The sequence below is a fragment of the Mycobacterium sp. PTI7 genome (genome assembly GCF_056679845.1).
The window spans coordinates 1,409,465-1,432,676 of record NZ_CM155252.1; the positions used below are offsets into that span (position 1 = coordinate 1,409,465).

Genomic DNA, 23,212 nt, shown 5'->3' on the forward strand with positions numbered 1-23,212 from the left:
GCCTCTCTGCGGTGGGTGCGGGTGATCCGAGGTCGGGCGTGCAGCCGAGCTACCCCGGAGCCGTCAGCCCGAAACAGCTGTGCGGCGGATCGGCGGCCTCTAGGCTCCCCCACGAGTGCTGTGCAGTCGCTCAGGTTCGAGGGAGGCCACATGACCACGACGTCCGCCGGCGCCGAGGTGTACTACGACCCCTACGACACCGGCATCGTCGCGGATCCGTACCCGGTCTACGCGCGGCTGCGTGACGAGGCGCCGGTCTACCACAACGAGCGGTACGGCTTCTGGGCCATCTCCCGGCACGCGGACGTCGAACGGGCACTGGCGGATTGGCGGACGTTCTCGAACGACCGCAGCGACATCCTCGAACTGATCACCTCGGACTTCGACATGCCGGAGGGCGTGATGATGTTCGAGGACCCACCCGTGCACACGATGCTGCGCGGTCTGGTGTCGCGGGTGTTCACGCCGCGCCGGATGGCCGCCATCGAGGATCAGATCCGGGCCTACTGCGTGCGCTGCCTCGACCCGCACGTCGGGACGGACGGCTTCGACGTGATCGCCGAGCTGGCGGCGATGATGCCGATGCGGGTGATCGGGATGCTGCTCGGCATACCGGAATCCGAGCAGATCGCCGTGCGCGACGCGAACGACGCCGGCCTACGCACTCGGCCCGGCGCACCGATGCGGGTGTCGGACCCCGATGCGATCGCCGACGGCCGGATCTACGCCGATTACGTCGAGTGGCGGTCGAAGAACCCCTCCGACGACCTGATGACCGCGCTGCTCAACGTCGAGTTCACCGACGGTGACGGCGTCACCCGCACGCTGACCCGACGCGAGGTGCTGCACTACACCCAGGTGGTCGCCGGTGCGGGCAACGAGACCACCGGCCGCCTCATCGGGTGGCTCGCCAAGGTGCTCGCCGACCACCCCGACCAGCGCCGCCTCGTCCACCGCGACCGCACCCTGCTCGACCGCGCGATCGACGAGACGCTGCGGTTCGAACCCACCGGGCCGCACGTCGGCCGGTTCGTGGCCGCGGACGTCGAGTGCCACGGCCGGACGATCCCGGCCGGCAGTGCCGTCCTGCTGCTGTTCGGCGCCGCCAACCGCGATCCGCGGCGCTACGCCGACCCGGACGTCTTCGACGTGCGCCGCACCGACATCTCGCACCTGACGTTCGGCAAGGGCGTGCACTACTGCCTCGGGGCGAACCTCGCCCGGCTGGAGGGGCGCGTTGCCCTCGACGAGATGCTGAACCGGTGGCCCGACTGGGGGATCGACGAGTCGACGGCCCGGCTCGCCCCGACGTCGACGGTGCGGGGCTGGGAACGGCTCCGCGTCGTCCTCGACTGAATACGCCGGACCAGAGCGGGTACTGCACCGCTCATGGCGAAGATCGGCTACTTCCTGTCCTGTGAACAATTCGGTCCCAAGGAACTCATCGACCAGGCGAAGCGCGCCGAGGCGGCGGGATTCGAGGCCCTGTGGATCTCGGACCACTTCCACCCCTGGAACGACGAACAGGGCCAGAGTCCGTTCGTGTGGGGCGTGATCGGCGCGCTGTCGGAGGCGACGTCGCTCCCCGTGACGACGGCGGTCACCTGTCCGACCATCCGCATCCACCCCGCGATCATCGCGCAGGCCGCGGCGACCGCGGCCGTCCAGCTCGACGGCCGGTTCGTGCTGGGCGTGGGCAGCGGCGAGGCGCTCAACGAGCACGTGCTCGGCGATCCGTGGCCGTCGGTGGGGATCCGGTTGGAGATGCTGGAGGAATCCCTCGAGGTGATCCGAAAGCTGCACGAGGGCAAGGAGATCAGTCATCACGGCCTGCACTACGAGGTGCAGGAGGCACGGATCTACACCCTGCCCGAGCAGCCGGTGCCGATCTACGTGTCCGGCTTCGGCACCCAGGCCGCCGAACTCGCCGGGCGCATCGGCGACGGCTTCTGCACCACCATGCCCGACGCCGACCTGATCAAGACCTTCCGCGAGTCCGGTGGCGGCGGCAAGCCGGTGCAGGCCGGCACCAAGGTGAGCTGGGACCGCGACGCCGACGCCGGCCTGGACGCCGCGCACCGACTGTGGGCCAACGAGAGCCTGCCGGGGCAGCTCGCCCAGACGCTGCCGCGGCCGAAGGACTTCGCCGACGCGATGAGCCTGGTGCCGCGCGAGAAGGTCGGCGAATCGGTGACGTGCGGACCCGATCCGGACGCGCATGCCCAGCAGATCCGGCCCTACCTCGACGCGGGCGTCGACGAGGTCTACGTGCAGCAGATCGGGCCCGACCTGGAGGGGTTCTTCACCAGCTGGGAGAAGGACGTGCTGCCGCAGCTGCGGGGCTGAGTCAGTCCCGGACGCCCCAGACCAGACAGAAGGTGTGGCCCGCCGGATCCCGGAAGACCCGGAACTTCTCGTCGACCTCGTCGCCGACGTCCGGGATCCGGTGGGCACCCAGCTCGAGCACGCGGCGCTCCGCGTCGTCGACGTCCGCCACGGCAACGTCGAGGTGGAACTGCTGGGACGCATGCGCGTCGGGGAAGGTCGGCGGTCGGTGCTCCGGTGACGACTGGAACGCGAGCCGGGTGCCGGACGGCTCGTTCAGCACCACCCAGGCGTCGTCGGAGTCGTCGGCGTCGATGTCCCCACCGATGAGGCCGGCGTAGAAGTCGGCGAGTGCTCGAGGGTCGGGGCAGTCGACGACGACGGTGCGCAGTGATCCGATCATGGCCGCGGGATTGCCGGGGTGCGGCCATCCAAACGCGTCCGACGAACGCCTCAGACGCCGACCCGGCGCGACGGCTGCGCCAGGCCCAGGTGATCGCGCAGCGTCGTGCCGGTGTACTCGCTGCGGAACACGCCGCGCTCCTGCAGGAGCGGCACCACGTGGTCCACGAACGGATCCAGGCCGGTCGGCGTCACGTGCGGCACGAGGATGAAGCCGTCGCTGGCGTCGGACTGCACCAGGTGGTCGATCTCGGCGGCGACCGTCGTGGGTGAGCCGATGAAGTTCTGCCTGCCGGTGACCTCGATGATGAGTTCCCGGGTGGTCAGATTCTCGGCCTCCGCCCTCGCGCGCCACTCGTTGGCGACGGCGACGGGATCGCGGTGCATGCGGACGCTGGCCCGGCCCTTGGCGATGGTGTTCTCGCCCACGACGGGGTCGACGGTCGGCAGGGGCCCGTCGGGGTCGTGGTCGGACAGGTCGCGATTCCAGAGTTGCTCGAGGAACTTGATGGCGGTCGCGGGGGAGACCTGGGCGAGGCGGACGTCGTGGGCGATGTCGGCGGCTTCGGCGTCGGTGTCGCCGAGCACGAAGGTGGCGGCGGGCAGGATCAGCAGCTCGTCTTGGCTGCGGCCGTAGAGGTGGAGACGGCCCTTCACGTCGGCGTAGAACGCCTGCCCCTCGGCCAGCGTGCCGTGCCGGGAGAAGATCGCGTCGGCGGCCGACGCCGCGAACTCGCGACCGCGGTCGGAGTCGCCGGCCTGGAAGATCACCGGCCTGCCCTGGGGGCTGCGCGGGACGTCGAACCGGCCGGCGATGTCGAAGTGCTCGTCGGCGTAGGCGAATTCGCCCGCGCGCGGATCGGCGAGGAACCGCCCGGTGTCCTTGTCGGCGACGATCTCGTCACCGTGCCACGCGTCGAACAGCGTATGGGCGGCCGCGAGGAAGCCCTCGGCGCGGGTGTAGCGCTGATCCTCGGCGAGGTAGCCGCCGCGGCGGAAGTTCTCGCCGGTGAACGCATCCCACGACGTGACGACGTTCCACGCCGCCCGCCCGTCGGAGAGGTGGTCGAGGGAGGCGAACTGGCGGGCCACCTCGTAGGGCTCATTGAACGTGGAGTTGATCGTGCCCGTCAGGCCGAGGCGTTCGGTGACCGCCGCCAGCGCGGCCAGGACCGTGAACGTGTCCGGCCGGCCGACGACGTCGAGGTCGTAGATCTGCCCGCCCTGCTCGCGCAGGCGGAGGCCCTCGGCGAGGAACATGAAGTCGAACTTGCCGCGCTCCGCGGTCTGGGCGAATCGGACGAACGAGTCGAACTCGATGTGGCTGCCCGACGCCGGGTCGCTCCACACCGTGGTGTTGTTGACGCCGGGGAAGTGCGCGGCGAGGTGAATCTGCTTGACGGGCTTGGTCATCGGTACTCCCTGACGCTCAGACGGCGGCGTAGCGGTTGACGGGGCGGGGCAGTCCCAGGGCGTCGCGGAACGTGCGCGCGCCGTACCCGGTGCGGAACGCCCCTCGCCGCTGCAGTTCGGGGACCAGGGCGTCGACGATCCGGGTCAGATCGTCGGGGAGGACGGCGGGCCGCAGTCGGAAGCCCGTCAGGCCGGCGGCGTGCCACTCCTGCAGGAGGTCGGCGAGTCCCGCCGGCGTGCCCACGAATCTGTATGCGTCGCTGCGGTGTTCGGCGCCGGCCCGCTCGTCGAGCCGATCACGGCGTGCGGCGGCCGCGGCGTCGGTGTCGGCGAGGAGCACCTCGACGTCGGCGAACACTCGGGCCGGTTCGAGCCCGTCGGGACGCAGCGCGGCGATGTCACCGACCCGCGTGATGGCGTGAGCCGTGTCGCGGGGAGTGACGAAGCCGACGTCGGTGCTGGTGGCGACGAGGCCGTCGGCCTGCCGGCCGTGGGTGAGCGCGGCGACGATGGGCTGGCCCTGCGGGGGTCGCGGCGTGATCGACGGCCCGCGCACCGAGAAGTACGCGCCCTCGAAGTCCACGTAGTGCAGGCGATTGCGGTCGACGTACCGGCCGGTGGCGACGTCGCGGATCACGGCGTCGTCCTCCCAGCTGTCCCAGAGCCGTCGCACGACCTCGACGTAGTCGACGGCCTCGGCGAACAGCTCGTCGACCGAGGGGACGTCCCTGCGGCCGAAGTGCCGCGCCGTCGCCGGGCCGGCCGCCACCCGCACCCGCAGGCCCGCGCGTCCGGAACTGACGTAGTCGAGGGTCGCGATGGCCTTCGACAGGTGGAACGGCTCCGTGTGGGTGACGACGGCGGTCGGCAGGAACCCGATGTGCCGGGTCAGGGGCGCGACGCGCGAGGCGATCAGCACGGCGTCGAGGCGCCCGCGGACGCGGTCGGTGCGGTCGTCGGGACGGATCCCGTCTCTGGACTGCAACGCGAGCGCGTCCTCAATCGTGACGAAGTCGAGCAGCCCGCGCTCGGCCTCGGTGACGAGGTCGGCCCAGTACCGCGCGGTGAGGAGGTCGTGGGGGCGCGCGTCGACCTCCCGCCAGGACGCCGGATGCCAGCCGGTGCCGTCGAGGGCGACGGCGAGGTGCAGTGACGGTGCGGGTGAGGACACGGACGGTGCTCGCTTTCGTCTGGCGCGGTCCTGAGGTCAACGGTGGGCGATGGCGGGTTGATTCCGCCTCGATCCTGCCCGCCGCGGTGATGACGCGCTTCCGGAGGCCGTTCTGCGATGCCGACCAGGCATGACGGCGCTCGGTGCCGATCGCGTCGTCATTCGACTCGCGCCGGGTTTTAGTGGCGGGTCTCGATTCACGGCGAGTCGATGTCTTCTGCGGGGGTGGGGCCGGCGGTGACACTGACGGTCATGACGACGTCGCACGTGGATGAGCGGGGTGGACCGCGTCCGTTGATCGAGGAGTGGGACTGGCAGTACGAGGGGAACTGCCGTCGCCTGCCGCCGGAGGTGTTCTTCCCGGAGGACTCGGGCCGCACGGGCCTGCGTGCACGCGAGGAGCGGGCGAAGCAGATCTGCCTCGATTGCCCCGTACTGAACCGTTGCCGCGAGCATGCGCTGTCGGTGCGTGAGACGTACGGGGTGTGGGGAGCCATGTCGGCGCGCGATCGGGCGAAGGCTCTGGCGGCCCGCGCGGGTTGACGCTCGAGTGTGAATGTGGCGACGCTGGATCGGCCTGTCGCGTCGTCACTTTCACACTCGAGCATCCAGTTCTGTGGAAGGTGGCCGGTGTCGGTGGGCGGCGGTAGAATCGAACACGTGTTCGACGAATCCTCGCCCGGTGATCTGCTCAGTGTCATCTCTCAAGACATCGGTGACAGTTCTGCATCAGGACATCGGTGACAGTTCTGTTGGTCTTGGTGGTGACACTCGTGCGCCAAGGCTTCGGTGGTGGCTGTCAATGAACCGATCGATCCTTTGGTCCGTCTGGCGATCTCGCAGTGGCCCGATGACGCTCCTCGGGGTGCGGTGTCGACCTTCTGTGCCGAGTACGGAATCTCTCGTAAGTCGTTCTACGAGTTGCGCAAGCGTGCGGCGACCGACGGGCCGGCGGCGGTGCTCGAACCCAGGACGCGGCGACCGAAGTCGAGCCCGTCGAAGTTGAGTGACGAGGCCAAGGACCAGGCCCTTGCGGTACGCGCCGCGCTGGAGGCCACCGGGCTGGATCACGGGCCGATCAGTGTGCACGACAAGATGCACGCGATGGGCCTAGAGCAGGTCCCGTCCACGGCGTCGTTGGCGCGGGTGTTCCGTGAGGCCGGCGTGGCTCGCCTGGAGCCGAAGAAGAAGCCCCGCTCGGCGTGGCGCCGGTTCGTCTATCCGGCCCCCAATGCATGCTGGCAACTCGACGCCACCGAGTACGTGTTGAGCGGTGGGCGGCGGTGCGTGATCTTTCAGCTCCTCGATGACCACTCCCGCTACGCGCTCGCCTCCCACGTCGCGCTCGGCGAGACCGCCACGGCGGCGATCGCCGTGGTCGACAAGGCCATCGCCGAACATGGAGTGCCACAACGATTGTTGTCCGACAACGGGCATGCATTGAACCCGTCGCGCCGCGGGCATGTCGGCCAACTCGTCACCCATCTGGCTGCCCTGGGCGTGGAGGCGATCACCGGCAAGCCCTACAAGCCGACCACCCAAGGAAAGAACGAACGGTTCCACCAAACCCTGTTCCGCTACCTCGACAAGCAGCCCATCGCCGAGTCGCTGACCGAACTCCAACACCACGTCGACGCCTTCGACCACATCTACAACACCGAGCGCCCCCATCAAGGGCTACCGGGACGCGTCACTCCCCGCACGGCATGGGAAGCCACCCCGAAAGCGTCAGCGCCTCACCCCAAGCCCGCCCCTTTGTCCTTCGACCATGCCGTAGTCAAGCCACACCGGCCCGCACCAGCGCCCGCCGACCTCCCCCACGGAACCTCGGTCAAGACCCTCAACACCGCCGGTGCCTTCGTCCTCGCCGGCGTCACCTACAAAGTCGATGGACGACGCAGCTTCGAGCAGATCCTGGTCGTCATCGACGGCGACAACATCATCGCGACCGATCTCGACGGCGAAGTCCTCATCGAACACACCCGGCCCGCACCCGGGATCACCTACGTCGGCAACGGACGACCCCGCGGCCCACACCCCACAACCACCCAACCGTCACCGAAGTCCTGACACACCAACTGTCACCGATGTCCTGACACAGAACTGTCACCCATGTCCTGAGACATCACACGGTGATCTGCTCAGTGTGGTGGAGCAGTGCCGTCGCGAGGAGTCCGCGATCATCGGGCGGCGGATGGCGGCGATCGGGGAACTCCTGGGCCGCCGCACCGCCGAGGCCGAGGGCGTCGACGACGACCCCGGCTACGCCATGATCACCGGGTTCGCCCGCACCACCGCCGAGATCGGCGCCGCACTGAACCTGCCACCCACCACGGCCGGCACCATCGTCTCCCACGCCGAGGCACTCGAGCGGTTGCCCGAGATCGCCGCACTGCTCGCCGACGGCCGCGTCGACTGGCCCACCTGCGAGGTCGTCATCCGCCGTTGCGAACTGGTCGACCACGACGCGATGGTGGAGCTGGACCAGCGGTTGGCGACCACCATCTCGACCTGGCCGTCGTGGTCGCGGCGGCGGGTCGTCCACGCCGTCGACGCCGCGATCGCCCGGCTGGACCCGGAGGCGGCGAAGAAGCGCCGGCAGGCCGCCGACACCGATCGCTACCTGCGGGTCACCGCGAAGCCCAACGGGATGGCCGACATCCGCGGGTCGGTGCCCGCACCCGCGGCGGCGATGTTCGACAAGCGGGTGTCCGAGATGGCGGCCGCGGTGTGCGCCGAGGACCCGCGCACCACGATGCAGCGCCGCGCCGATGCGATCGAGGCGCTCACCGAGGGCCGCGAACTGGGGTGCGCGTGCGGGCGCTCGGACTGCCCGATCGAACCGCCCGACCCCGAGGTGCGGGGTGGGGTGCGATTCGTGATCAACGTGATCGCCGGCGAGGCGACGCTGAACGGCGACGACGAGGAACCCGGGCACCTGGAGGGGTACGGCGTCATCGACGCCGACCAGGTCCGCCAGATCGCCGGCAAGAAGGCGATCCTGCGGCCGGTCGGTCCGCCGCCGTCGAGCAGGGAGGTCGCGGCGTCACTGCGGTATCAGCCGTCCGCGGCGGTGGAACGGTGGATCAGGTGCCGGGATCTGATCTGCCGGTTCCCGGGCTGCGACCGCCCGGCGTGGCGCGCCGACGTCGACCACACCGTGCCGTTCGACCACGACGATCCGTGCGCGGGCGGCCGGACGGTGTGCGCGAACCTCGACTGTTACTGCCGTCAGCATCACCGGCTCAAGACGTTCCTCGGCGGGCCCGGCGGCTGGCGGGACGTGCAACTCGCCGACGGGACGATCGTGTGGACCTCGCCGACCGGACGGGAGTACCGCACCACCCCCGACGGCGCGGAACTGTTCGACGGGATCGCCGCCACGTGCGGCATCCCTCGGCCACGGAAACGAAATCGGCGGCGGGAGAAGGCGATGCGCACCGCCGCCGCCCGGCGCGGCATGCACGCCAAACGCGCCGCCAACGACGCGACCCTCGCCCTCAACCGGGCCAGACTCGCCGAGATCGACATCCGCAAGTGGCGCAACGACATGCGCCGCACACTGCTCAACCTCAAGGGCGGCGCACCGAGCACCAGCCCGTGGTGCATCTGGGTCAACGACCCCCGTGAGGACGAACACATCTCCGCGGACTGGCGACCATCCGAACGCGACCCCGACCAGACCCCCGACGAACCACCGTTCTGAGCGGGCACGGTCAGGACGCGACGCTGAGGTCCCCGGCCGTCATGCTCTGCAGCGTCTCGGCGGCGACGGCCCGCAGTGTGTGGAGGATGAGCGCGATGTTCGGATCCCGCTGTCGGCCCTCGCGCACGACGGCGCTGAGAGTGCGCCCGCCGAGGTCGAGATCCGGCACGATCAGACCGGCCAGCGACTGCGGCACCGACAGCCGGGGCACGATCGCGGACCCCACCTCCGTGGCTGCGAGGTCGCAAATGTTTCGGGCGCCCACCAGCCGATGCTTCACCTGCGGCGTGAACCCTGCCTTTTCGCCGGCCCGCATCACCGCGTCGCTGAGGCCCGAGTTCTGCGGTCCGCTGATCCATGGTCCGTCTGCGAGCGCGGCCAGTCCGTGTGTGCGGACCCGCAGGTGCTCGCGCGGGGGAGCCAAGAGCACCAGCGGCTCGAGCAGCAGTGCCTCGCCGGCCACTCCGGTCGACGTCTCCTGCCCGACGAAGTCGTAGCGGCACGTGATGGCGACGTCGATCTCACCCTGACGCAGCAGCCGCAGACCATCGGCACTGATCTCTTGCCGGACCTGAATTCGCAATGCGGGGTCGGACGTACTCAGCCGCTGCACCATCGGCGCGACGAGCGTGGACACCGCCATGTTGAACGCGGAGACCACGACGTGCCCGGAGACGTGATCACGGCTCTCGGCCACCGCGCTCACCGCCTCGTCGACGGCCGTCAGCACCCGCCGGACGTGCTCGACGAGCACGTGGCCGCTGCGGGTCAGGCCCAGCGTCCGCCCCTCCCTACGGAACAGGGTCGCGTCCGCCTCATCCTCCAGTACCCGGAGTTGCTGCGATACAGCCGAACTGGTGATGCCGCGGCGCTCCGCCACGGCGGTCACGGACCCCAGGTCGGCGAGGTCGCAGAGCAGCATCATGCGACGCAGATCAAGCATCCGACACCTCCGCAGGGGATGGACAGCAGATGGCCTTACGATGGCACAGCCCCCACGCGCGATACGGTTCGCATGGTCGTGCGTCCACACGGCGACCCACGCTGAGCTGCGATTACCGCACGGGCACCTCTTCGATCACGGCGGACGAAACTCCCGCCGCATCGAGTCGGCGCCGGGCCTCGGCGTACACGTCCTCGTCCAGCACGCCTCGACGGGCCGCGGCGACGTTGTCGCGCACGTGGCCGGGATCGGCCGTCCCCGCGATGACCGTCGTGACGCCGGGCGTCGTGATCGCGTACCTCAGCAGGAAACCGTGCCGGCTGTCGCCGTCGCGCAACTCGTCCAATCCCGTCTCGTCCCACGTCACCGGTCGACCATCGGCAGTCGTCTTCTCCCGCTTGCCGCCCTGCGCGACGCCGCCGCGCACGATGATCCCGAAGCCCCGCCGACCGGCGAGCTCGATGCGACTCTCCAACTCGCGCTCCAACGCCGAGAACGGCACCTGGAACGCCGAGAACTCATCGATGCCGAGGTGATCGTCCAACGCCGGCAGCGTCGACGACACCCCGAAGGCGATGATCTTGCCCTCGTCGCGAAGCCTGTTCAGCGTCTCCACCGCAGCATCGCGCCGCAAAACCTCCACCGACGGGCTGATGTGCAGCTGGACGAGATCCAACCGATCGGTCCTCAGCCGCCGCAGGCTCTGCTCCACCCCGGCGCGAATGTTCGCCGCCGAGTAGTCGTGGTCGAGCGGGCGGCCCGGTGTCGCGTCGGGCTGAAAGTCCAGGGGACAGCCGGCCTTCGAGGCGAGGACGTACTCGTCACGCCGCGAGCCGATGTACGTACCGATGCGCTCCTCGCTCAATGCGTAGTCGATCGACGTGTCGATGAAGGTGATGCCTTCGTCGAGAACGGTGGTGAGCACCTCGGCGGCAGTCGCCTCGTCGAGCACGCGGGGATTGCGGTGCGGCGTGCCCCGCAGTTCCATGGCTCCGAAGCCCAGAACCGTCACCTCGGGTCCGTCGTCGCCCAACCGGCGGGTCTCCAGTTCAGTCACGCACACCATGATTGCCAAACCGTCTGCCTTGCAGAAGGATTGGAATCACCGTGATCGCCGTCGAGTTAAGGACGACTGAAACGTTCCCGTAGCCGATCGGGCTTGTTCGACCCGCTGTAACGCTGGACGCTGACGGGATGACCGAACTCAAGGACAGCCCACCGCTCACCCACGACGCGACACTCGACGTCGTCCCCCTCGCCGGCTACATCGGCGCCGAGATCGGCGGCATCGACCTGCGGGGTCCGCTGGGCGACTCGGTGATCGACGAGGTCCGGGATGCACTGCACCGCCACAAGGTCGTGTTCTTCCGCAACCAGGAGATCGGCCACGCAGAGCAAATCGCGTTCGCTCGCCGGTTCGGCAGGGTCACCCCGGCGCATCCCCACGAGGACAACCCACCGGAGGGCTTTCCCGAGATCTTCCCGATCGACAGCCGGCGCTACGAACGCCAACTCGGCCGCAAGCGGACCTCGTACGACAACAGCTGGCACACCGACGTCACGGCACTGATCAACCCTCCCGCGGCGTCCATCCTCCGTGCCCACGTCCTGCCTCCGTTCGGCGGCGACACGGCGTGGACGAATCTCGTCGCCGCCTACGAGAACCTTCCGAAGGACCTCCGCGACTTCGCCGACACGCTCGACATCCGGCACCAGTTCAACAGCAAGGCCGCCGCCGGCAGTCAGCGCGACCGGAAGATCCAGGAGGCCAACCTCGCGGCGTACCACCCGGCCGTCCGCGTGCACCCGGTGACGGGGGAGCGCGCCCTGTTCGTCAGCCCCGGCTTCACGCGTGGTCCGCGCGACATCCGCGGCTTCACGCCCACCCAGAGCGAACGCATCCTGCAGCTGCTGTGGGACGAGGCGACGCGTACCGAGTACACCGTGCGCTTCCGCTGGGCGCCCGGCAGTGTCGCGTTCTGGGACAACCGAGCGACCGCGCACCTCGCGATCGCCGACGCCGGACATCTGGACTACGACCGCGTGCTGTACCGCGTCACCCTCGAGGGCGAGGTGCCCAGAGGCGTCGACGGTCGCGAGTCCGAACCGATCTCCGGTCGACCGTTCTACGGATCCTGACATGACGCAACCATCCACCCGCCGTCTCGGCACCCACGGCCCCGAGGTCGGCTCGATCGGGCTCGGCTTCATGAGCTTTCGCTCGTCGGCCGACGCCGAGGACCAGAGGGAGGCCACGGCCCTCGTCGACGCGGCCATCGATCGGGGTGTCACGCTGTTCGACACCGCGGACATCTACGGCCCAGAGGTCAGCGAGATACTGCTGGGCAGGGCGATCCACGGCCGCCGAGACGCGCTGACCATCGCGACCAAGTTCGGCAACACACTGGACCGCGACACGAATCCGCGTGCCCTCGACGGTCGCCCGCAGTACGTGCGCAGCGCAATCGAGGGGTCGCTGCGCCGGCTCGGTGTCGACCACGTCGACCTGTACTACCTGCACAGGGTCGACCCCGAGGTGCCGATCGAGGACACCGTGGGCGCCCTGAGCGATCTCGTCGACGCGGGAAAGGTCCGCTACCTCGGTCTGTCCGAACCCGGTCTCGACACCGTGCGCCGTGCCCACGCGGTGCACCCGATCACCGCCATCCAGAACGAGTGGTCGCTGTTCACCAGGGACATCGAGTTCGGCGCCGTGCCGCTGGCCAGGGAACTGGGCATCGGGATCGTCCCCTACTCGCCACTGGGGCGCGGCTGGCTGAGCGGCCGGATCGACACCCCCGCGGACGTCGAGGGGAACCGCCGCAGTCACCCGCGCTTCTCCGAGGCGGCGTTCGAGCGCAACCGGGCCCTCGTCGGCGTCGTGTCGGCCGTCGCCGCCCAGATCGGCGTCGCCCCCGGCCAGGTCGCGCTGGCCTGGGTGCTCTCCCGCGGTGACGACGTCGTGCCGATCCCGGGCACCCGACACGTCGAGTTCCTGCACGAGAACCTCGGCGCTCGCACGGTTGCGCTGACCGCCGAGCAGCTCGCCGGGCTCGAGCACATCGCCGGCCAGGTGGCCGGTCACCGGTCGGTCCGCCCCGAGAACCTCGGCACCGAGGCGCCACTCGCGGCGGCCGGGCAGTGACTCAGTAGAAGCTGGACGGGGGGAGCTGGGCGCCGTTGACGGCGACGTCGCCCAGCACCCGCGCCTTGTACACGGTCGGGTTGTGCGAGAACAGCGTTCGCAGGTTGCGCCAGTGCCGGTCGAGGTTGGTCGAGGCACGGATCGACGATGCGCCACCCACGTCGAACAGTCTCGCCGCCGCGTGCAACGCCGGACCCTCCAGCGCGACCTTCACCCGGGCCGCCGCCAGCGACGCCGCGTCCTCCAATTCCGCGTCGATGCCCGAGACACGTGCGGCGTCGAGCGCGGTGGCGAGTTCGCCGGCGGCGCGGAGCACCAGCGCCTCGGCTGCGTAGGCGGTCGCGTCGATCTCCCCGACGACGGCGAGCAGTTGCGGATCCGAGGACGGAGACTCGGCCGTCGCGAACGTGTACGTGCGGTGCCTGCTCCGGACCACCTCCGCAGCGTCCGCGGCGACGGTCCGGAGGATGCCGGCGGCGATCGCATGCAGGTACAGCTGCACCAGCGCACCCCGCGCCCGGTCGACGCCGAGTGTGGTTCCCAGCGCGAACAACTCGTCGTCATGGACTACCACGTCGTCCAGAATCGTGGTTCCGCTCCCGGTGTGGCGCTGTCCGACGCCGTCCCAGTCGTCGACGTGCACGATGCCGGCCCGGTCGACCGGGACCACGGCGGCGACCGGCCTGCCGTCGTCGTCCTCGGCGCTCACCCGCACGTAGTCCGAGAACCGGGCGCCGGTGCTGTAGAACTTCCGACCCCGCAGCCGCAGCCCGTCACCGTCGCGGATCAGCTTGGTGTCGAACGCCTGTGCGCCGACCTGCCGGGAACTCTGCTCCGAGGAGGTCCCGCCGATCAACTGGCCCGCCGCGACGATGGCGATCCACCGGTCGGCGCCAGGGCGTCGTGGCACCCGCTGCAGTTCCTCGACTATCGAATAGTGCACGCGCAGAATGTGCGTGAGGTCGGGGTCGGCGGCGGCCAGCGCAATCGCGAACTCGAAGAACTCGGTTGCGGTGTAGCCGTGGCCGCCGAGGTCGCGGGCCAGCCGCACCGCCCCCAGACGGTGCGCGCGCACCAGGCGCAGCCCCTCGACCGGGGGTTCGTGCCCTCCGTCGCGGAGTCGCCGCCCGTGGTCCGCCGCGATGGCGTCCAGTACCTCGGACAGCGGCGCCTTCGCCTCGGCCGACTCCGCCCGTACCGCGAACTCCGTCGTCATCGTGATCAGTCCCTTCCAGGTTGGGTGTCGTCGATCCACGCGCCGTAGAACCACGGCACCGAGTTGGCGGCGTTCGCGAAGCCCCGAACGCGCGGTGCGACGGCGAAGATCTGGGTGTCCTCGAGCAGCGGGATCGTGTACGCGTTGTCGATGACGTAGTCGTTGTACTGCTCGAGAATCTTGAGTCTCTCGGCCGGGTCGGTGGCCGCGATCTGCGCGTCCAGCAGACGGTCGATTTCCGGATCGGCGCCGTCGAGGGCGTACAGATCACCGCCGTCCTTCCCGTAGTTCTGCCACAGGCGAACTGGATCCGCAGTGGGCCAGCCGTTTCGGCGCAATCCCACCGAGTCCTCGACGCTCGCGGTCGGGTAGTTCGCGAAGTCGGTCTGTCGGATCACCAGGTTGACGCCGATCCGGGCGAGCTGTCGTTGGATCAGTTCGTACATCGGCTTCGCGGTGTGGTCGTAGACGTCGACGTAAATCTTGACGGACAGCTCCGCACCGTCTTTGACGCGGTACCCGGCGTCGTTCCGACGGGTCCACCCGGATTCGTCGAGGAGCCTGCCCGCTTCGTCCGGGTCGTAGCGGACGGCGTCGCTGCGGTCGGTGTACCCCGGGAAGCCGGGAGTGACGATGTTCTGCGCAGGTTTCCAGTTGTTCGTGTACAGCGTCGACAGGATCTCGCGCCGGTCGATGCCGAAGCCAAGCGCCCTGCGGACGTCGACGTCCTTCAGGAACGGCGCGGTCTGCCGGATGTCGAGCGTGTTCGAGAGACCGGGTGTGCGCAGGCCGCGCACGTCGAAGCCCTCGCGCTCGAGCAGACGTTCATCGGGTGGCTGGGCGTAGCGGATGGCGTCGGCCTGCCCGGCACGCAGTGCGCCGACTCGGACGCTGTCCTCGGTGACGGGGATGACGGTCACGGTGTCGAGGAACGCCTCGCCCTGGTGCGGTGCGCCGACGGGCGCCCAGTCGTACCCGTGCCGTCTGGCCAGGACGATCTGCTTGTCCGGGATCTCGGACTCCGCGACGAACGGTCCGGATCCGATCAGGTTCGTGACGACCGACTGCTCCTCCTTCGTCGCGTCGATGGTCGCGTCGGCCACCAGCCCCGAAGTGTTCAGCGACAGGACCCCGATGAACGGTGCGTACGGTTCGTCGAGCGTGACCCACACCGTGCGACTGGCCTGATCGGCGGTGATCGACGCGACCCTGGGGAAGTAGGTGTTGCGGGTGATGCCCTTGGGCTTGTCGCCGTGGGCCTCCCAGTCCAGGTTGCGACGCACCGACTCCGCGTCGACCGGCTGTCCGTTGCTATAGGTGACGCCCTCGCGGATGGTGAACTCGTAGACGGTGTGCGTGTCGTCGAGCGTCCACTTCTCGGCGATCCACGGCCGGTAGTCGAACGTCTTCGGGTCCTGGTAGACGAGCCGATCGAGCATCTGGTCCTTCAGCAGGCTGTTCTGCCAGTAGCTGACCTGGATCTGCAGTGAGGCAGGAGCCTCGGCGTCGAGGTACACCAGGTTGCCGCCCCGCTGCCCACCCGTCGGGGACGCACTGCGCGGGACGTCCGTACCGCACGCAGTCAGGCCCATCGTGACGACGAGCAACGCGACAGCCAGTCGCCGCGGGACGTTCATGCGGCGCGTGCCCGTGCGCCGGGCACCGCGTCGAGCAGTCGACGCGTGTACGCGGCTGCGGGGGAGGAGAACACGTCGGCCACCCGGCCCGTCTCGACCAGGCGGCCGTGCTCGAGAACGCTGACCTCGTCAGCGATCTGGCGCACCAGGCTCAGGTCGTGGGAGATGAAGAGGTAGGTGAGGCCCAGTTCCCGTTGCAACTCGATGAGGAGATCCACCACTTGCGACTGGACGGTCACGTCGAGCGCCGACGTGGGCTCGTCGAGCACCAGGATCGGCGGTTGCAGGACCAGGGCGCGCGCGAGGACGACGCGCTGCCGCTGGCCGCCGGAGATTTCGCGAGGCCTGCGGTCGAACAGCGCGGCGGGCAGACCCACCCGGTCCAGTGCACCCAGCACCTCGGCGCTCTGCTCGTCGCGATTGCCGATCCGGTTGATGCGCAGTGGTTCGGCGATGGCGTCGCCGACGGTGAGCCGTGGATCCAGAGCGGCGAGCGGGTTCTGGTGCACCATCTGCAGCGTCCGCGCCTGCGCCCGCTGCTGCGTGGCTCCGAACGGCATCGTCGACGTTCGGACGGCGCCGTCGACGCGCACCGAGCCCGCGTCGAATCCGGTGAGGCCGGCCAGCACGCGGGCCGCCGTGGTCTTGCCGGAACCCGATTCGCCCACCAGCGCGTGGATCGACCCGCCGCGCACGTCGAACGAGACGTCGTCGAGCGCCGGGACGCCGCCGAAGCGCTTCACCAGACCGGACACCCGGAGCAAGGCATCGTCGTCGCGGGAGACGTGTAGTGGCCGGGCGTACTTGTCCGGCGACAGCGCAGGCGCGTCCGCGATCAGCTGACGGGTGTATTCGTCACGAGGCGCGACGAGTACCGTTGCAGTACTGCCCGTCTCGCGGATCCGCCCGTCGCGCAGCACCACCACCTCGTCGCTGTGGTGCTCGGCGAGGGCCAGGTCGTGGGTGATGAAGACGATGCCGAGCCCACGTTCGCGGCGGAGTTCGTCCAGCAGCTCCAGGATGCGCTGCTGGACGGTCACGTCGAGCGCCGACGTCGGCTCGTCGGCCACCAGGATCTTCGGGTCACCCGCGATGGCGATCGCGATGAGTACCCGTTGCAGCTGACCGCCGGACAGCTGATGCGGGTAGTCGTTCGCCCGCCGGTGTGCGTCCGGGATCCCGACACGCTCGAGGATCGACACCGCCTGGTCGCGGGCCCGTCCGCGGCCGGCGATGCGATGGACGGTCAGGACCTCCGCCACCTGGTCGCCCACCCGCTTCAGGGGATCGAGCGAGCCGAGCGGGTCCTGCGGCACGAAGCCGATCGTGGTGCCGCGCAGCTCGCGCCACTGCCGCTGCGTCAAGCCCACGGCGGACACGCCGTCGACGCCGATGCGACCGGCCGTCACCCGTCCGTTGCCGGGCAGCAGGCCCTGGACGGCGCGGGCGATCGTCGACTTACCGGAGCCGGACTGCCCGACGACGGCCACGACCTTGCCGGGGTGGACGTCGAAGGAGACGTCGTGCACCACCGGGGTGTCGTACTCGACCGTCAGACCCGAAACCGAGAGCAATGGTGGAGAACTCATGTCAACCGACCTTCCTTCGAACGATGTGAGCGAGCCGGGACAGGCTCATCACGGTCAGCACGATGGCCAGCGAAGGGAAGTACACCAGGCCCGGTGCGGAGTTGATGTAGTTGCGCCCCTCGGAGATCAGCAGACCCCACTCGGGCTCGGGCGGCTGTGCGCCGTAACCGAGGAAGCTCAGCGACGCGATTGCGAGGATCGCGGTGCCGAATTGCAGCGCGGCCAGCGACAGGACCGACGAGTACGAGTTCGGCAGCACGTGGCGGAAGAGCAGCCGCAGGTGCCCCGCGCCGAGGTGCTCACTGGCTTCGACGAACGGCAGGTTGCGGGTGGCGAGTACCTCGGAGCGTGCCAGCCTGGCGAACACCGCGATCGACGAGACACCGACGGCGATGGCCGCGTTCACCGTGCCGAAGCCCAGCGCGACGATGATCGTGATCGACAGCAGCAGCGTCGGAATCGACAGCAGGACGTCGACGATCCTGCTGATGATGCTGTCGGTGGCGCGACCGAAGTACGCCGCCAGCAGTCCGAGCACCGTCCCGACCACGAGGCCGATGACGACCGCGATGAACGATCCTGCGATCGTGGCAGCGGTGCCCGCGACGACGCGGCTCAGCAGATCCCGACCGATGTAGTCGGTGCCGAACGGGTGGGCCAGGCTGGGGCCGGCCAGCGGCAGCGCCGGGTTCTCCTGCAGGGGGTCGTACGGCGCGACGACACCCGGTGCGACGATCATCAGCGTCACCAGGGCGAGGACCAGTAGTGGCGGAACGTCCGACGCGCTCAACGAGAGCCGGGGCAGGGTCCGCGGGAGCCGGACCGTCGGCAGGGCGGTCGTGATGCTCATGCGGGTACCACCTCGCGGGTCGTCGACACTCTGCCGATGCGTGGGTCGATCAGGGGATAGAGCAGGTCCACCACGAGGTTGATTGCGACGAACGTCACCGACACCGTGATGACCACGGCCTGGATGATCGGGGTGTCCTGGTTGCGCACCGCAGTTTCGGTCAGGTATCCGATGCCCGTTCGGTTGAAGATCGTCTCGGTGATCACCGACCCGGCCAACAGCTCGCCCACCGTGATGGCGACGATGGTCAGGGTGGGGATCGAGCCGTTCTTCACCAGGTGGCCGAAGATGACACGATCGTTGGACAGGCCCTTGGCACGGAGCACCTCGACGTAGGGCTGGTCGGCGGCGTTGCTCAGCCCTTGGATCAGCACCTGCGCGATCGGGGCCGCCACCGGTAGGGCCAGTGGCAGCGCCGCCAGCGCCGTGGATCGCAACCCCTCGTCGTGCACGGCCGACACCCAGCCGAGACTGAATGAGAAGACCTGCAGCGCAATGAGACCGGTTACGAAGACGGGTACGGACAGGAACAGCGGCGGCAACGACCGTACCGCCTCGCGGACGGCGGGCCACGGCGCGAACACCGCGGCAAGCGCGATGCCGAAGCCCAGTGCGGCGGCCAGCACGAAGGCCACCCCCGCGAGGGCCATCGTCGACGGCAGTGCATGCCCCAGCAGCGTGGCGACGGACTGGCCGCTGTTCAGCGAGTAGCCGAGATCGCCGGTGAGCAGCCGCTGGACCGAGACGCCGAACTGCACGATCGCCGGATCATTGAGCCGGTAGTAGTCGCGCAGCACTTCGGCGTCGTCCTTCGAGATGGCGTTCTCGGGGTTCGAGATCTGCGTCTCGATGGGATCCCCGGGCAGCACGTTGAGGACGAAGAAGACTGCCGTATAGGCAAGTACGATCACGACGATCGACTGTCCGACCCGTCTCAGCGCGAAACTCAACACATGCCGAAAGGTATTGCCGGCGATCGCGAGCGTCGACGGTTCCGTCCGTTAGGAGTTTTAAGCCGTTGGTTCACCGCAGCTTAACTGTGCGGGGCCGACGGACCTTTCGGTTGCGGTGATTGCAAACGTTGTGCCGCCCGGACCGCGGATTACATTCGGCGCAATGACATTCGCACTGTCGGTGGGAGTTGAAGTCGTCGGCGATGGATTCGAGGACGGGTCCTCGCTCACGAACGGGCGGGTCGGAGGCATCGCCTCGCTGGCCGGCCGGCTGGAGGCGGCCGGCGTGTCCTACTGGTTGATCGGCGCCGAACGCGGCGAGAAGCCGGTGACCAAGAGTGCGACGCTCGACCCGTCGCTCGTCGCGACCGTCGCTGCCCGGCACAGCACCGATCTGGGACTGGTGGTAGCCGCCGCGGCCCACCGCGACCACCCCTACAACCTGGCTCGACGGCTGGTGTCCGCCGACCACGCGGCAGGCGGCCGATTGGGTTGGCTGGCATTGGACTTCGACCACGGCATCGCCCTGAACGCCGTGACCGACACGTGGACCGGCGCTACCCTCGCGCCGGCGCACACGGCGGACGCGGTCGACGCCGTCCGCACGCTGTGGCGGACCTGGCCGCTGGAATCGGTGGTGGGCGACCGATCCGGCGGCGTCTTCGCCGACCCGTCCCAGATCCGGCGTGCCGACGTCACCCGCGGCTACTCGATCTCCGGCCCGCTGAACGTCCCGGGATCCGCGCAGGGCGATCTCCCCGTCTGGCGGCAGTGGACACCGGCCGACCCCGCATCGGTCGGCGGCGCCGACCTCGCGGTCGTCGAGGACGGCGACGAGCTCCCCGACGGCCTGCCCGCGGTCGTCCGGCTGCGGACCATCCAGCGCATCGGCGCCGCACTCGAGCGCACAGCACTCGCGGACGGCGTGGTCGGTGTGCTGCTGCGGCTCGAGAAGAATTCGCTGGCAACCGTTCTGGACGGCATCCTGCCCGTCGCGCGCCGACGTGGCCGGATCGCCGACCCGATGCGCGGCACGCTGCGGCACCGACTGCGCCTGCCCGTCCCGACCGCCCCCGACGTGTCGACGAACCCTCCGGCCTTCGCGCCGGCACCCAACCCGGGAGGACGGCTGTGAACCTGCCCCACGACCACGTGATCCTCAACGTCAACGTGCTCAACACCGGCATCCACACCGGTTCCTGGCAGCGCACGAACGAACCGCCCACGGCGTTCGCAGACCCGGGCTACTACGTCCGGATGGCGCGGATCGCCGAGCGGGGCACCCTCGACGCACTGTTCCTCGCCGATGGACCGGCACTGCGAGAGCACCCCGCGCTCCGCCCGTCGCAGGCGCTCGAGCCGAGTGTCATCCTCGGTGCGGTCGCTGCCGAGACCGAACGGCTCGGCATCATCGGCACGCTGTCGTCGACGTTCAACGACCCGGTGGAACTCGCGCACCGGCTCTTGGCGCTCGATGAACTGTCCGGTGGGCGGCTGGCGTGGAACGTCGTCACCACGTACTCGCTGCCCGCCGGTGGCAACTTCGGCCTCGACGACTATCCGGACCGTGACACCCGCTACCGCCGCGCCGCGGAGTTCGTCGACGTCGTGACGCAGCTGTGGCGCGACGCGGCGTACGTCGGCGGCAAGGGCATCGACCACCATGGCGAGTTCTTCACCGTCGTCGGCTCGCTGCCGCAGGGCCCGTCGCCGCAGGGACACCCTCTCCTGGTACAGGCGGGCGGCTCACCCCAGGGCCGCGAGCTGGCCGGTCGCGCTGCCGACGCGGTGTTCAGCGCCGAACTCGACCTGCGCGCAGGCATCGATCACTGCCGATTGGTCAAGGACGTCGCGGTTGCGCACGGCAGGCGGCGCGGGGACGTGAAGATCCTGCCCGGGCTCATCACCACGATCGGCAGCACCAGCGCTGAGGCTGATCGCCGCTACGACGAGCAGAACGCGCTGCTACCGCCCGACCACGACCTGGAACGGCTGTCGCAGACACTCGGCGAGGACCTGACCGGTCTCGCGCTCGACGAGCCGGTGCCGCCGCGGGTGCTCGGCGACGTCGACGCCGCCACGTTCGTCGCTTCGTTGGGCTTCCGAGAGTCCGTCGTGCGGCTGATCCAGAGCGAGGATCTGACCCTGCGGCAGGCGCTTCGGGCGTTCAGCGGTGCCGGCCACCGCGTCGTCGTCGGCACTCCCGTCGACGTCGCCGACACCATCGAGCGGTGGTTCCTCGCCGGAGCCGCCGACGGATTCAACCTGATGCCCGACGTCTTCCCCGACGGCCTCGAGGTGTTCGTCGACGAGGTCGTCCCGATCCTGCGGGAGCGCAGGCTATTCCGCTCCGAGTACGCGGAATCGACTCTTCGCGAGCGCTTCAGCGGCCGCGCCCACCAGATCGACGAACTGGCGCTGATCCGGCAGGCGTGACTCTCGCCTACAGTTCCGCGTCGGCCACGTCGAACGCGGCGTCGAGGATGCGCAGACCCTCGGCCACCTCGTCGTCGGTGACGTTGCACGCGGGCACGGCGTGGATGCGGTTGAAGTTCGCGAACGGCAGCAGGCCACCCGACTTGCAGGCGCCGATGACCGCGTTCATCGCGGGGCTCGAACCGCCGTACGGCGCCAACGGTTCCCGGGTCTGCTGGTCGGCCACCAGCTCGATCGCCCAGAACACGCCGAGGCCGCGGACCTCGCCGACGCAGCGGTGCTTGGCCGCCAGGTCGCGCAGTCCGGGGCCGAGGACGTCGGTGCCGATGCGCTTGGCATTGGCCACCATTCCCTCGTCCTCCATCGCGTTGATCGTGGCGACGGCCGCCGCACACGCCAGCGGATGGCCGGAGTAGGTGAGCCCGCCCGGGTAGGCGCGATCGTTGAACGTCGCGGCGATCTCCTCGCTGATCGCGACGCCGCCCAGCGGCACGTAGCCCGAGGTGACGCCCTTCGCGAACGTGATGAGGTCGGGCGTCACGTCGAAGTTCTGGATCGCGAACCACTCACCGGTGCGGCCGAATCCGGCCATCACCTCGTCGGCGATCATCACCATGCCGTACCTGTCGCAGATCTCCCGCACGCCGGCCATGTAGCCGGGCGGCGGCACCATGATGCCCGCGGTGCCGGGCACCGACTCGAGGATGATCGCGGCGAACGACGACGCGCCCTCGTGCTGGATCAACCGGTCGAGGTACTCCAGCGCGCGTTCGGTCTCCTGCTGCTCGTTCTCGGCGTGGAAGGAGCTGCGGTACAGGAACGGGCCGTTGAAGTGCACGACACCGGCGCTGGCGTAGTCGTTGGGGTAGCGGCGCGGGTCGCCGGTCAGGTTGATCGCGGTGTCGGTGCCGCCGTGGTACGAGCGGTAGCGCGACAGCACCTTGTAGCGGCCGGTGTGCAGCCGGGCCATGCGCACGGCGTGCTCGACGGCGTCGGCGCCGCCGTTGGTGAAGAACACCCGGTTCAGGTCACCCGGCGTGCGCTCGGCGATCAGGCGGGCGGCCTCCGAGCGCGCGTCGTTGGCGTGCTGCGGCGCGACCGTGCACAGCTTGGCGGCCTGGGCCTGGATCGCCGCGACGACCTTGGGGTGCTGGTGGCCGATGTTGGTGAACACCAGCTGCCCGGAGAAGTCGAGCAGCTTGTTGCCGTCGCCGTCCCACACGTAGGAGCCGTCCGACGCCACGATCGTCATCGGCTTGATCTGCCCCTGCGCCGACCACGAGTGGAACACGTGGGTGCGGTCGAGTTCGTAGGTGCGGGCTGCCTCGGCGCGCGCGTCCTCGACCGACAGGCCGTTGGGCAGGGTCGCGGTGTCCTGGGTGGTGGTCATGGGTCCATCTTTCACTGTGGTCGGCGTGGGCAAGCA

20 protein-coding genes are annotated in these 23,212 nt (G+C 69.4%); 9 read left to right on the forward strand and 11 right to left on the reverse strand.

What is annotated here, in order from left to right:
- Positions 1-150: 150 nt before the first annotated feature.
- Positions 151-1,356, forward strand: coding sequence for a cytochrome P450 (locus tag AC1MEY_RS06895; RefSeq protein ID WP_480229945.1), 1,206 nt, complete (start codon positions 151-153; stop codon positions 1,354-1,356).
- 33 nt (positions 1,357-1,389) lie between these two features.
- Positions 1,390-2,346 carry an LLM class F420-dependent oxidoreductase gene (locus tag AC1MEY_RS06900; RefSeq protein ID WP_480229946.1) on the forward strand — a complete coding sequence of 319 codons (957 nt, stop codon included), beginning with the start codon at positions 1,390-1,392 and terminating at the stop codon, positions 2,344-2,346.
- A 1-nt stretch (position 2,347) separates the two neighbouring features.
- On the opposite strand, the gene AC1MEY_RS06905 is transcribed toward AC1MEY_RS06900, so the two are convergent.
- Genes AC1MEY_RS06905 through AC1MEY_RS06915 form a run of 3 tightly spaced genes read right to left on the reverse strand, consistent with a single transcriptional unit; the run spans position 2,348 to position 5,311 of the window.
- Complete coding sequence (locus AC1MEY_RS06905; protein WP_480229947.1) at positions 2,348-2,728, reverse strand: VOC family protein; 381 nt, start codon at positions 2,726-2,728, stop codon at positions 2,348-2,350.
- A 50-nt stretch (positions 2,729-2,778) separates the two neighbouring features.
- A complete protein-coding gene (locus AC1MEY_RS06910; RefSeq protein ID WP_480229948.1) occupies positions 2,779-4,140 on the reverse strand; it encodes an NtaA/DmoA family FMN-dependent monooxygenase in 1,362 nt (453 codons plus the stop codon).
- 16 nt (positions 4,141-4,156) lie between these two features.
- Entirely contained in the window at positions 4,157-5,311 is a 1,155-nt protein-coding gene (locus AC1MEY_RS06915; RefSeq protein WP_480229949.1) for an LLM class flavin-dependent oxidoreductase, read from the reverse strand.
- Between the two features lie 252 nt (positions 5,312-5,563).
- Here AC1MEY_RS06915 and AC1MEY_RS06920 point away from each other — a divergent pair, with 252 nt between their 5' ends.
- The 3 genes from AC1MEY_RS06920 to AC1MEY_RS06930 all read left to right on the forward strand — a co-directional run bounded on the left by AC1MEY_RS06920 (position 5,564) and on the right by AC1MEY_RS06930 (position 9,017).
- Positions 5,564-5,854, forward strand: coding sequence for a WhiB family transcriptional regulator (locus AC1MEY_RS06920; protein WP_480229950.1), 291 nt, complete (start codon positions 5,564-5,566; stop codon positions 5,852-5,854).
- Positions 5,855-6,100: 246 nt separating this feature from the next.
- Positions 6,101-7,381, forward strand: a complete 1,281-nt coding sequence (locus tag AC1MEY_RS06925) for an integrase core domain-containing protein (protein ID WP_480229881.1) — start codon at positions 6,101-6,103, stop codon at positions 7,379-7,381.
- Between the two features lie 124 nt (positions 7,382-7,505).
- On the forward strand, positions 7,506-9,017 hold the full coding sequence (locus AC1MEY_RS06930; protein ID WP_480231342.1) for an HNH endonuclease signature motif containing protein: 1,512 nt from the start codon (positions 7,506-7,508) through the stop codon (positions 9,015-9,017).
- A gap of 10 nt (positions 9,018-9,027) precedes the next feature.
- On the opposite strand, the gene AC1MEY_RS06935 is transcribed toward AC1MEY_RS06930, so the two are convergent.
- The gene (locus AC1MEY_RS06935; protein WP_480229951.1) at positions 9,028-9,960 is read right to left on the reverse strand and encodes a LysR family transcriptional regulator; all 933 of its coding nucleotides are present in this window, start codon (positions 9,958-9,960) and stop codon (positions 9,028-9,030) included.
- A 112-nt stretch (positions 9,961-10,072) separates the two neighbouring features.
- Complete coding sequence (locus tag AC1MEY_RS06940) at positions 10,073-11,017, reverse strand: aldo/keto reductase (protein ID WP_480229952.1); 945 nt, start codon at positions 11,015-11,017, stop codon at positions 10,073-10,075.
- Positions 11,018-11,154: 137 nt separating this feature from the next.
- Between AC1MEY_RS06940 and AC1MEY_RS06945 the strand changes: the two genes are divergently transcribed.
- Together AC1MEY_RS06945 and AC1MEY_RS06950 are read left to right on the forward strand one after the other, a co-directional pair.
- Complete coding sequence (locus AC1MEY_RS06945) at positions 11,155-12,099, forward strand: TauD/TfdA dioxygenase family protein (RefSeq protein WP_480229953.1); 945 nt, start codon at positions 11,155-11,157, stop codon at positions 12,097-12,099.
- Between the two features lies 1 nt (position 12,100).
- Positions 12,101-13,105 (forward strand): aldo/keto reductase, encoded by a 1,005-nt coding sequence (locus AC1MEY_RS06950; RefSeq protein ID WP_480229954.1) that lies wholly within the window; start codon positions 12,101-12,103, stop codon positions 13,103-13,105.
- Position 13,106: 1 nt separating this feature from the next.
- Here the strand turns inward: AC1MEY_RS06950 and AC1MEY_RS06955 are convergent, their stop codons facing one another.
- The 5 genes from AC1MEY_RS06955 to AC1MEY_RS06975 are packed head-to-tail and all read right to left on the reverse strand — an operon-like array spanning position 13,107 to position 19,308.
- Entirely contained in the window at positions 13,107-14,321 is a 1,215-nt protein-coding gene (locus tag AC1MEY_RS06955; RefSeq protein WP_480229955.1) for an acyl-CoA dehydrogenase family protein, read from the reverse strand.
- Positions 14,322-14,326: 5 nt separating this feature from the next.
- Complete coding sequence (locus tag AC1MEY_RS06960; protein ID WP_480229956.1) at positions 14,327-15,958, reverse strand: ABC transporter substrate-binding protein; 1,632 nt, start codon at positions 15,956-15,958, stop codon at positions 14,327-14,329.
- Positions 15,955-17,547, reverse strand: coding sequence for a dipeptide ABC transporter ATP-binding protein (locus tag AC1MEY_RS06965; RefSeq protein WP_480229957.1), 1,593 nt, complete (start codon positions 17,545-17,547; stop codon positions 15,955-15,957). The genes AC1MEY_RS06960 and AC1MEY_RS06965 overlap by 4 nt, the downstream gene beginning before the upstream one ends.
- A 1-nt stretch (position 17,548) precedes the next feature.
- Positions 17,549-18,397: an ABC transporter permease gene (locus tag AC1MEY_RS06970; RefSeq protein ID WP_480229958.1), complete on the reverse strand. Its 849-nt coding sequence runs from the start codon at positions 18,395-18,397 to the stop codon at positions 17,549-17,551.
- Complete coding sequence (locus tag AC1MEY_RS06975) at positions 18,394-19,308, reverse strand: ABC transporter permease (protein WP_480229959.1); 915 nt, start codon at positions 19,306-19,308, stop codon at positions 18,394-18,396. The genes AC1MEY_RS06970 and AC1MEY_RS06975 overlap by 4 nt, the downstream gene beginning before the upstream one ends.
- A gap of 205 nt (positions 19,309-19,513) precedes the next feature.
- On the opposite strand from AC1MEY_RS06975, the gene AC1MEY_RS06980 reads away from it, so the two are divergent.
- Together AC1MEY_RS06980 and AC1MEY_RS06985 are read left to right on the forward strand one after the other, a co-directional pair.
- Positions 19,514-20,485 carry an LLM class oxidoreductase gene (locus tag AC1MEY_RS06980; protein WP_480229960.1) on the forward strand — a complete coding sequence of 324 codons (972 nt, stop codon included), beginning with the start codon at positions 19,514-19,516 and terminating at the stop codon, positions 20,483-20,485.
- Positions 20,486-20,520: 35 nt separating this feature from the next.
- Positions 20,521-21,786, forward strand: coding sequence for an NtaA/DmoA family FMN-dependent monooxygenase (locus AC1MEY_RS06985; protein WP_480231343.1), 1,266 nt, complete (start codon positions 20,521-20,523; stop codon positions 21,784-21,786).
- Positions 21,787-21,793: 7 nt separating this feature from the next.
- On the opposite strand, the gene AC1MEY_RS06990 is transcribed toward AC1MEY_RS06985, so the two are convergent.
- Positions 21,794-23,176 carry an aminotransferase class III-fold pyridoxal phosphate-dependent enzyme gene (locus AC1MEY_RS06990; RefSeq protein WP_480229961.1) on the reverse strand — a complete coding sequence of 461 codons (1,383 nt, stop codon included), beginning with the start codon at positions 23,174-23,176 and terminating at the stop codon, positions 21,794-21,796.
- Positions 23,177-23,212: the final 36 nt, after the last annotated feature.

Bases quoted from the DNA above. Each gene is read 5' to 3' on its own strand.
- AC1MEY_RS06910 (WP_480229948.1), bottom strand. From the start codon at position 4,140: ATGACCAAGCCCGTCAAGCAGATTCACCTCGCCGCGCACTTCCCCGGC.
- AC1MEY_RS06980 (WP_480229960.1), top strand. From the start codon at position 19,514: ATGACATTCGCACTGTCGGTGGGAGTTGAAGTCGTCGGCGATGGATTC.
- AC1MEY_RS06905 (WP_480229947.1), bottom strand. From the start codon at position 2,728: ATGATCGGATCACTGCGCACCGTCGTCGTCGACTGCCCCGACCCTCGA.
- AC1MEY_RS06920 (WP_480229950.1), top strand. From the start codon at position 5,564: ATGACGACGTCGCACGTGGATGAGCGGGGTGGACCGCGTCCGTTGATC.
- AC1MEY_RS06960 (WP_480229956.1), bottom strand. From the start codon at position 15,958: ATGAACGTCCCGCGGCGACTGGCTGTCGCGTTGCTCGTCGTCACGATG.
- AC1MEY_RS06990 (WP_480229961.1), bottom strand. From the start codon at position 23,176: ATGACCACCACCCAGGACACCGCGACCCTGCCCAACGGCCTGTCGGTC.
- AC1MEY_RS06900 (WP_480229946.1), top strand. From the start codon at position 1,390: ATGGCGAAGATCGGCTACTTCCTGTCCTGTGAACAATTCGGTCCCAAG.
- AC1MEY_RS06970 (WP_480229958.1), bottom strand. From the start codon at position 18,397: ATGAGCATCACGACCGCCCTGCCGACGGTCCGGCTCCCGCGGACCCTG.
- AC1MEY_RS06950 (WP_480229954.1), top strand. From the start codon at position 12,101: ATGACGCAACCATCCACCCGCCGTCTCGGCACCCACGGCCCCGAGGTC.
- AC1MEY_RS06945 (WP_480229953.1), top strand. From the start codon at position 11,155: ATGACCGAACTCAAGGACAGCCCACCGCTCACCCACGACGCGACACTC.
- AC1MEY_RS06930 (WP_480231342.1), top strand. From the start codon at position 7,506: ATGGCGGCGATCGGGGAACTCCTGGGCCGCCGCACCGCCGAGGCCGAG.
- AC1MEY_RS06955 (WP_480229955.1), bottom strand. From the start codon at position 14,321: ATGACGACGGAGTTCGCGGTACGGGCGGAGTCGGCCGAGGCGAAGGCG.
- AC1MEY_RS06895 (WP_480229945.1), top strand. From the start codon at position 151: ATGACCACGACGTCCGCCGGCGCCGAGGTGTACTACGACCCCTACGAC.
- AC1MEY_RS06965 (WP_480229957.1), bottom strand. From the start codon at position 17,547: ATGAGTTCTCCACCATTGCTCTCGGTTTCGGGTCTGACGGTCGAGTAC.
- AC1MEY_RS06935 (WP_480229951.1), bottom strand. From the start codon at position 9,960: ATGCTTGATCTGCGTCGCATGATGCTGCTCTGCGACCTCGCCGACCTG.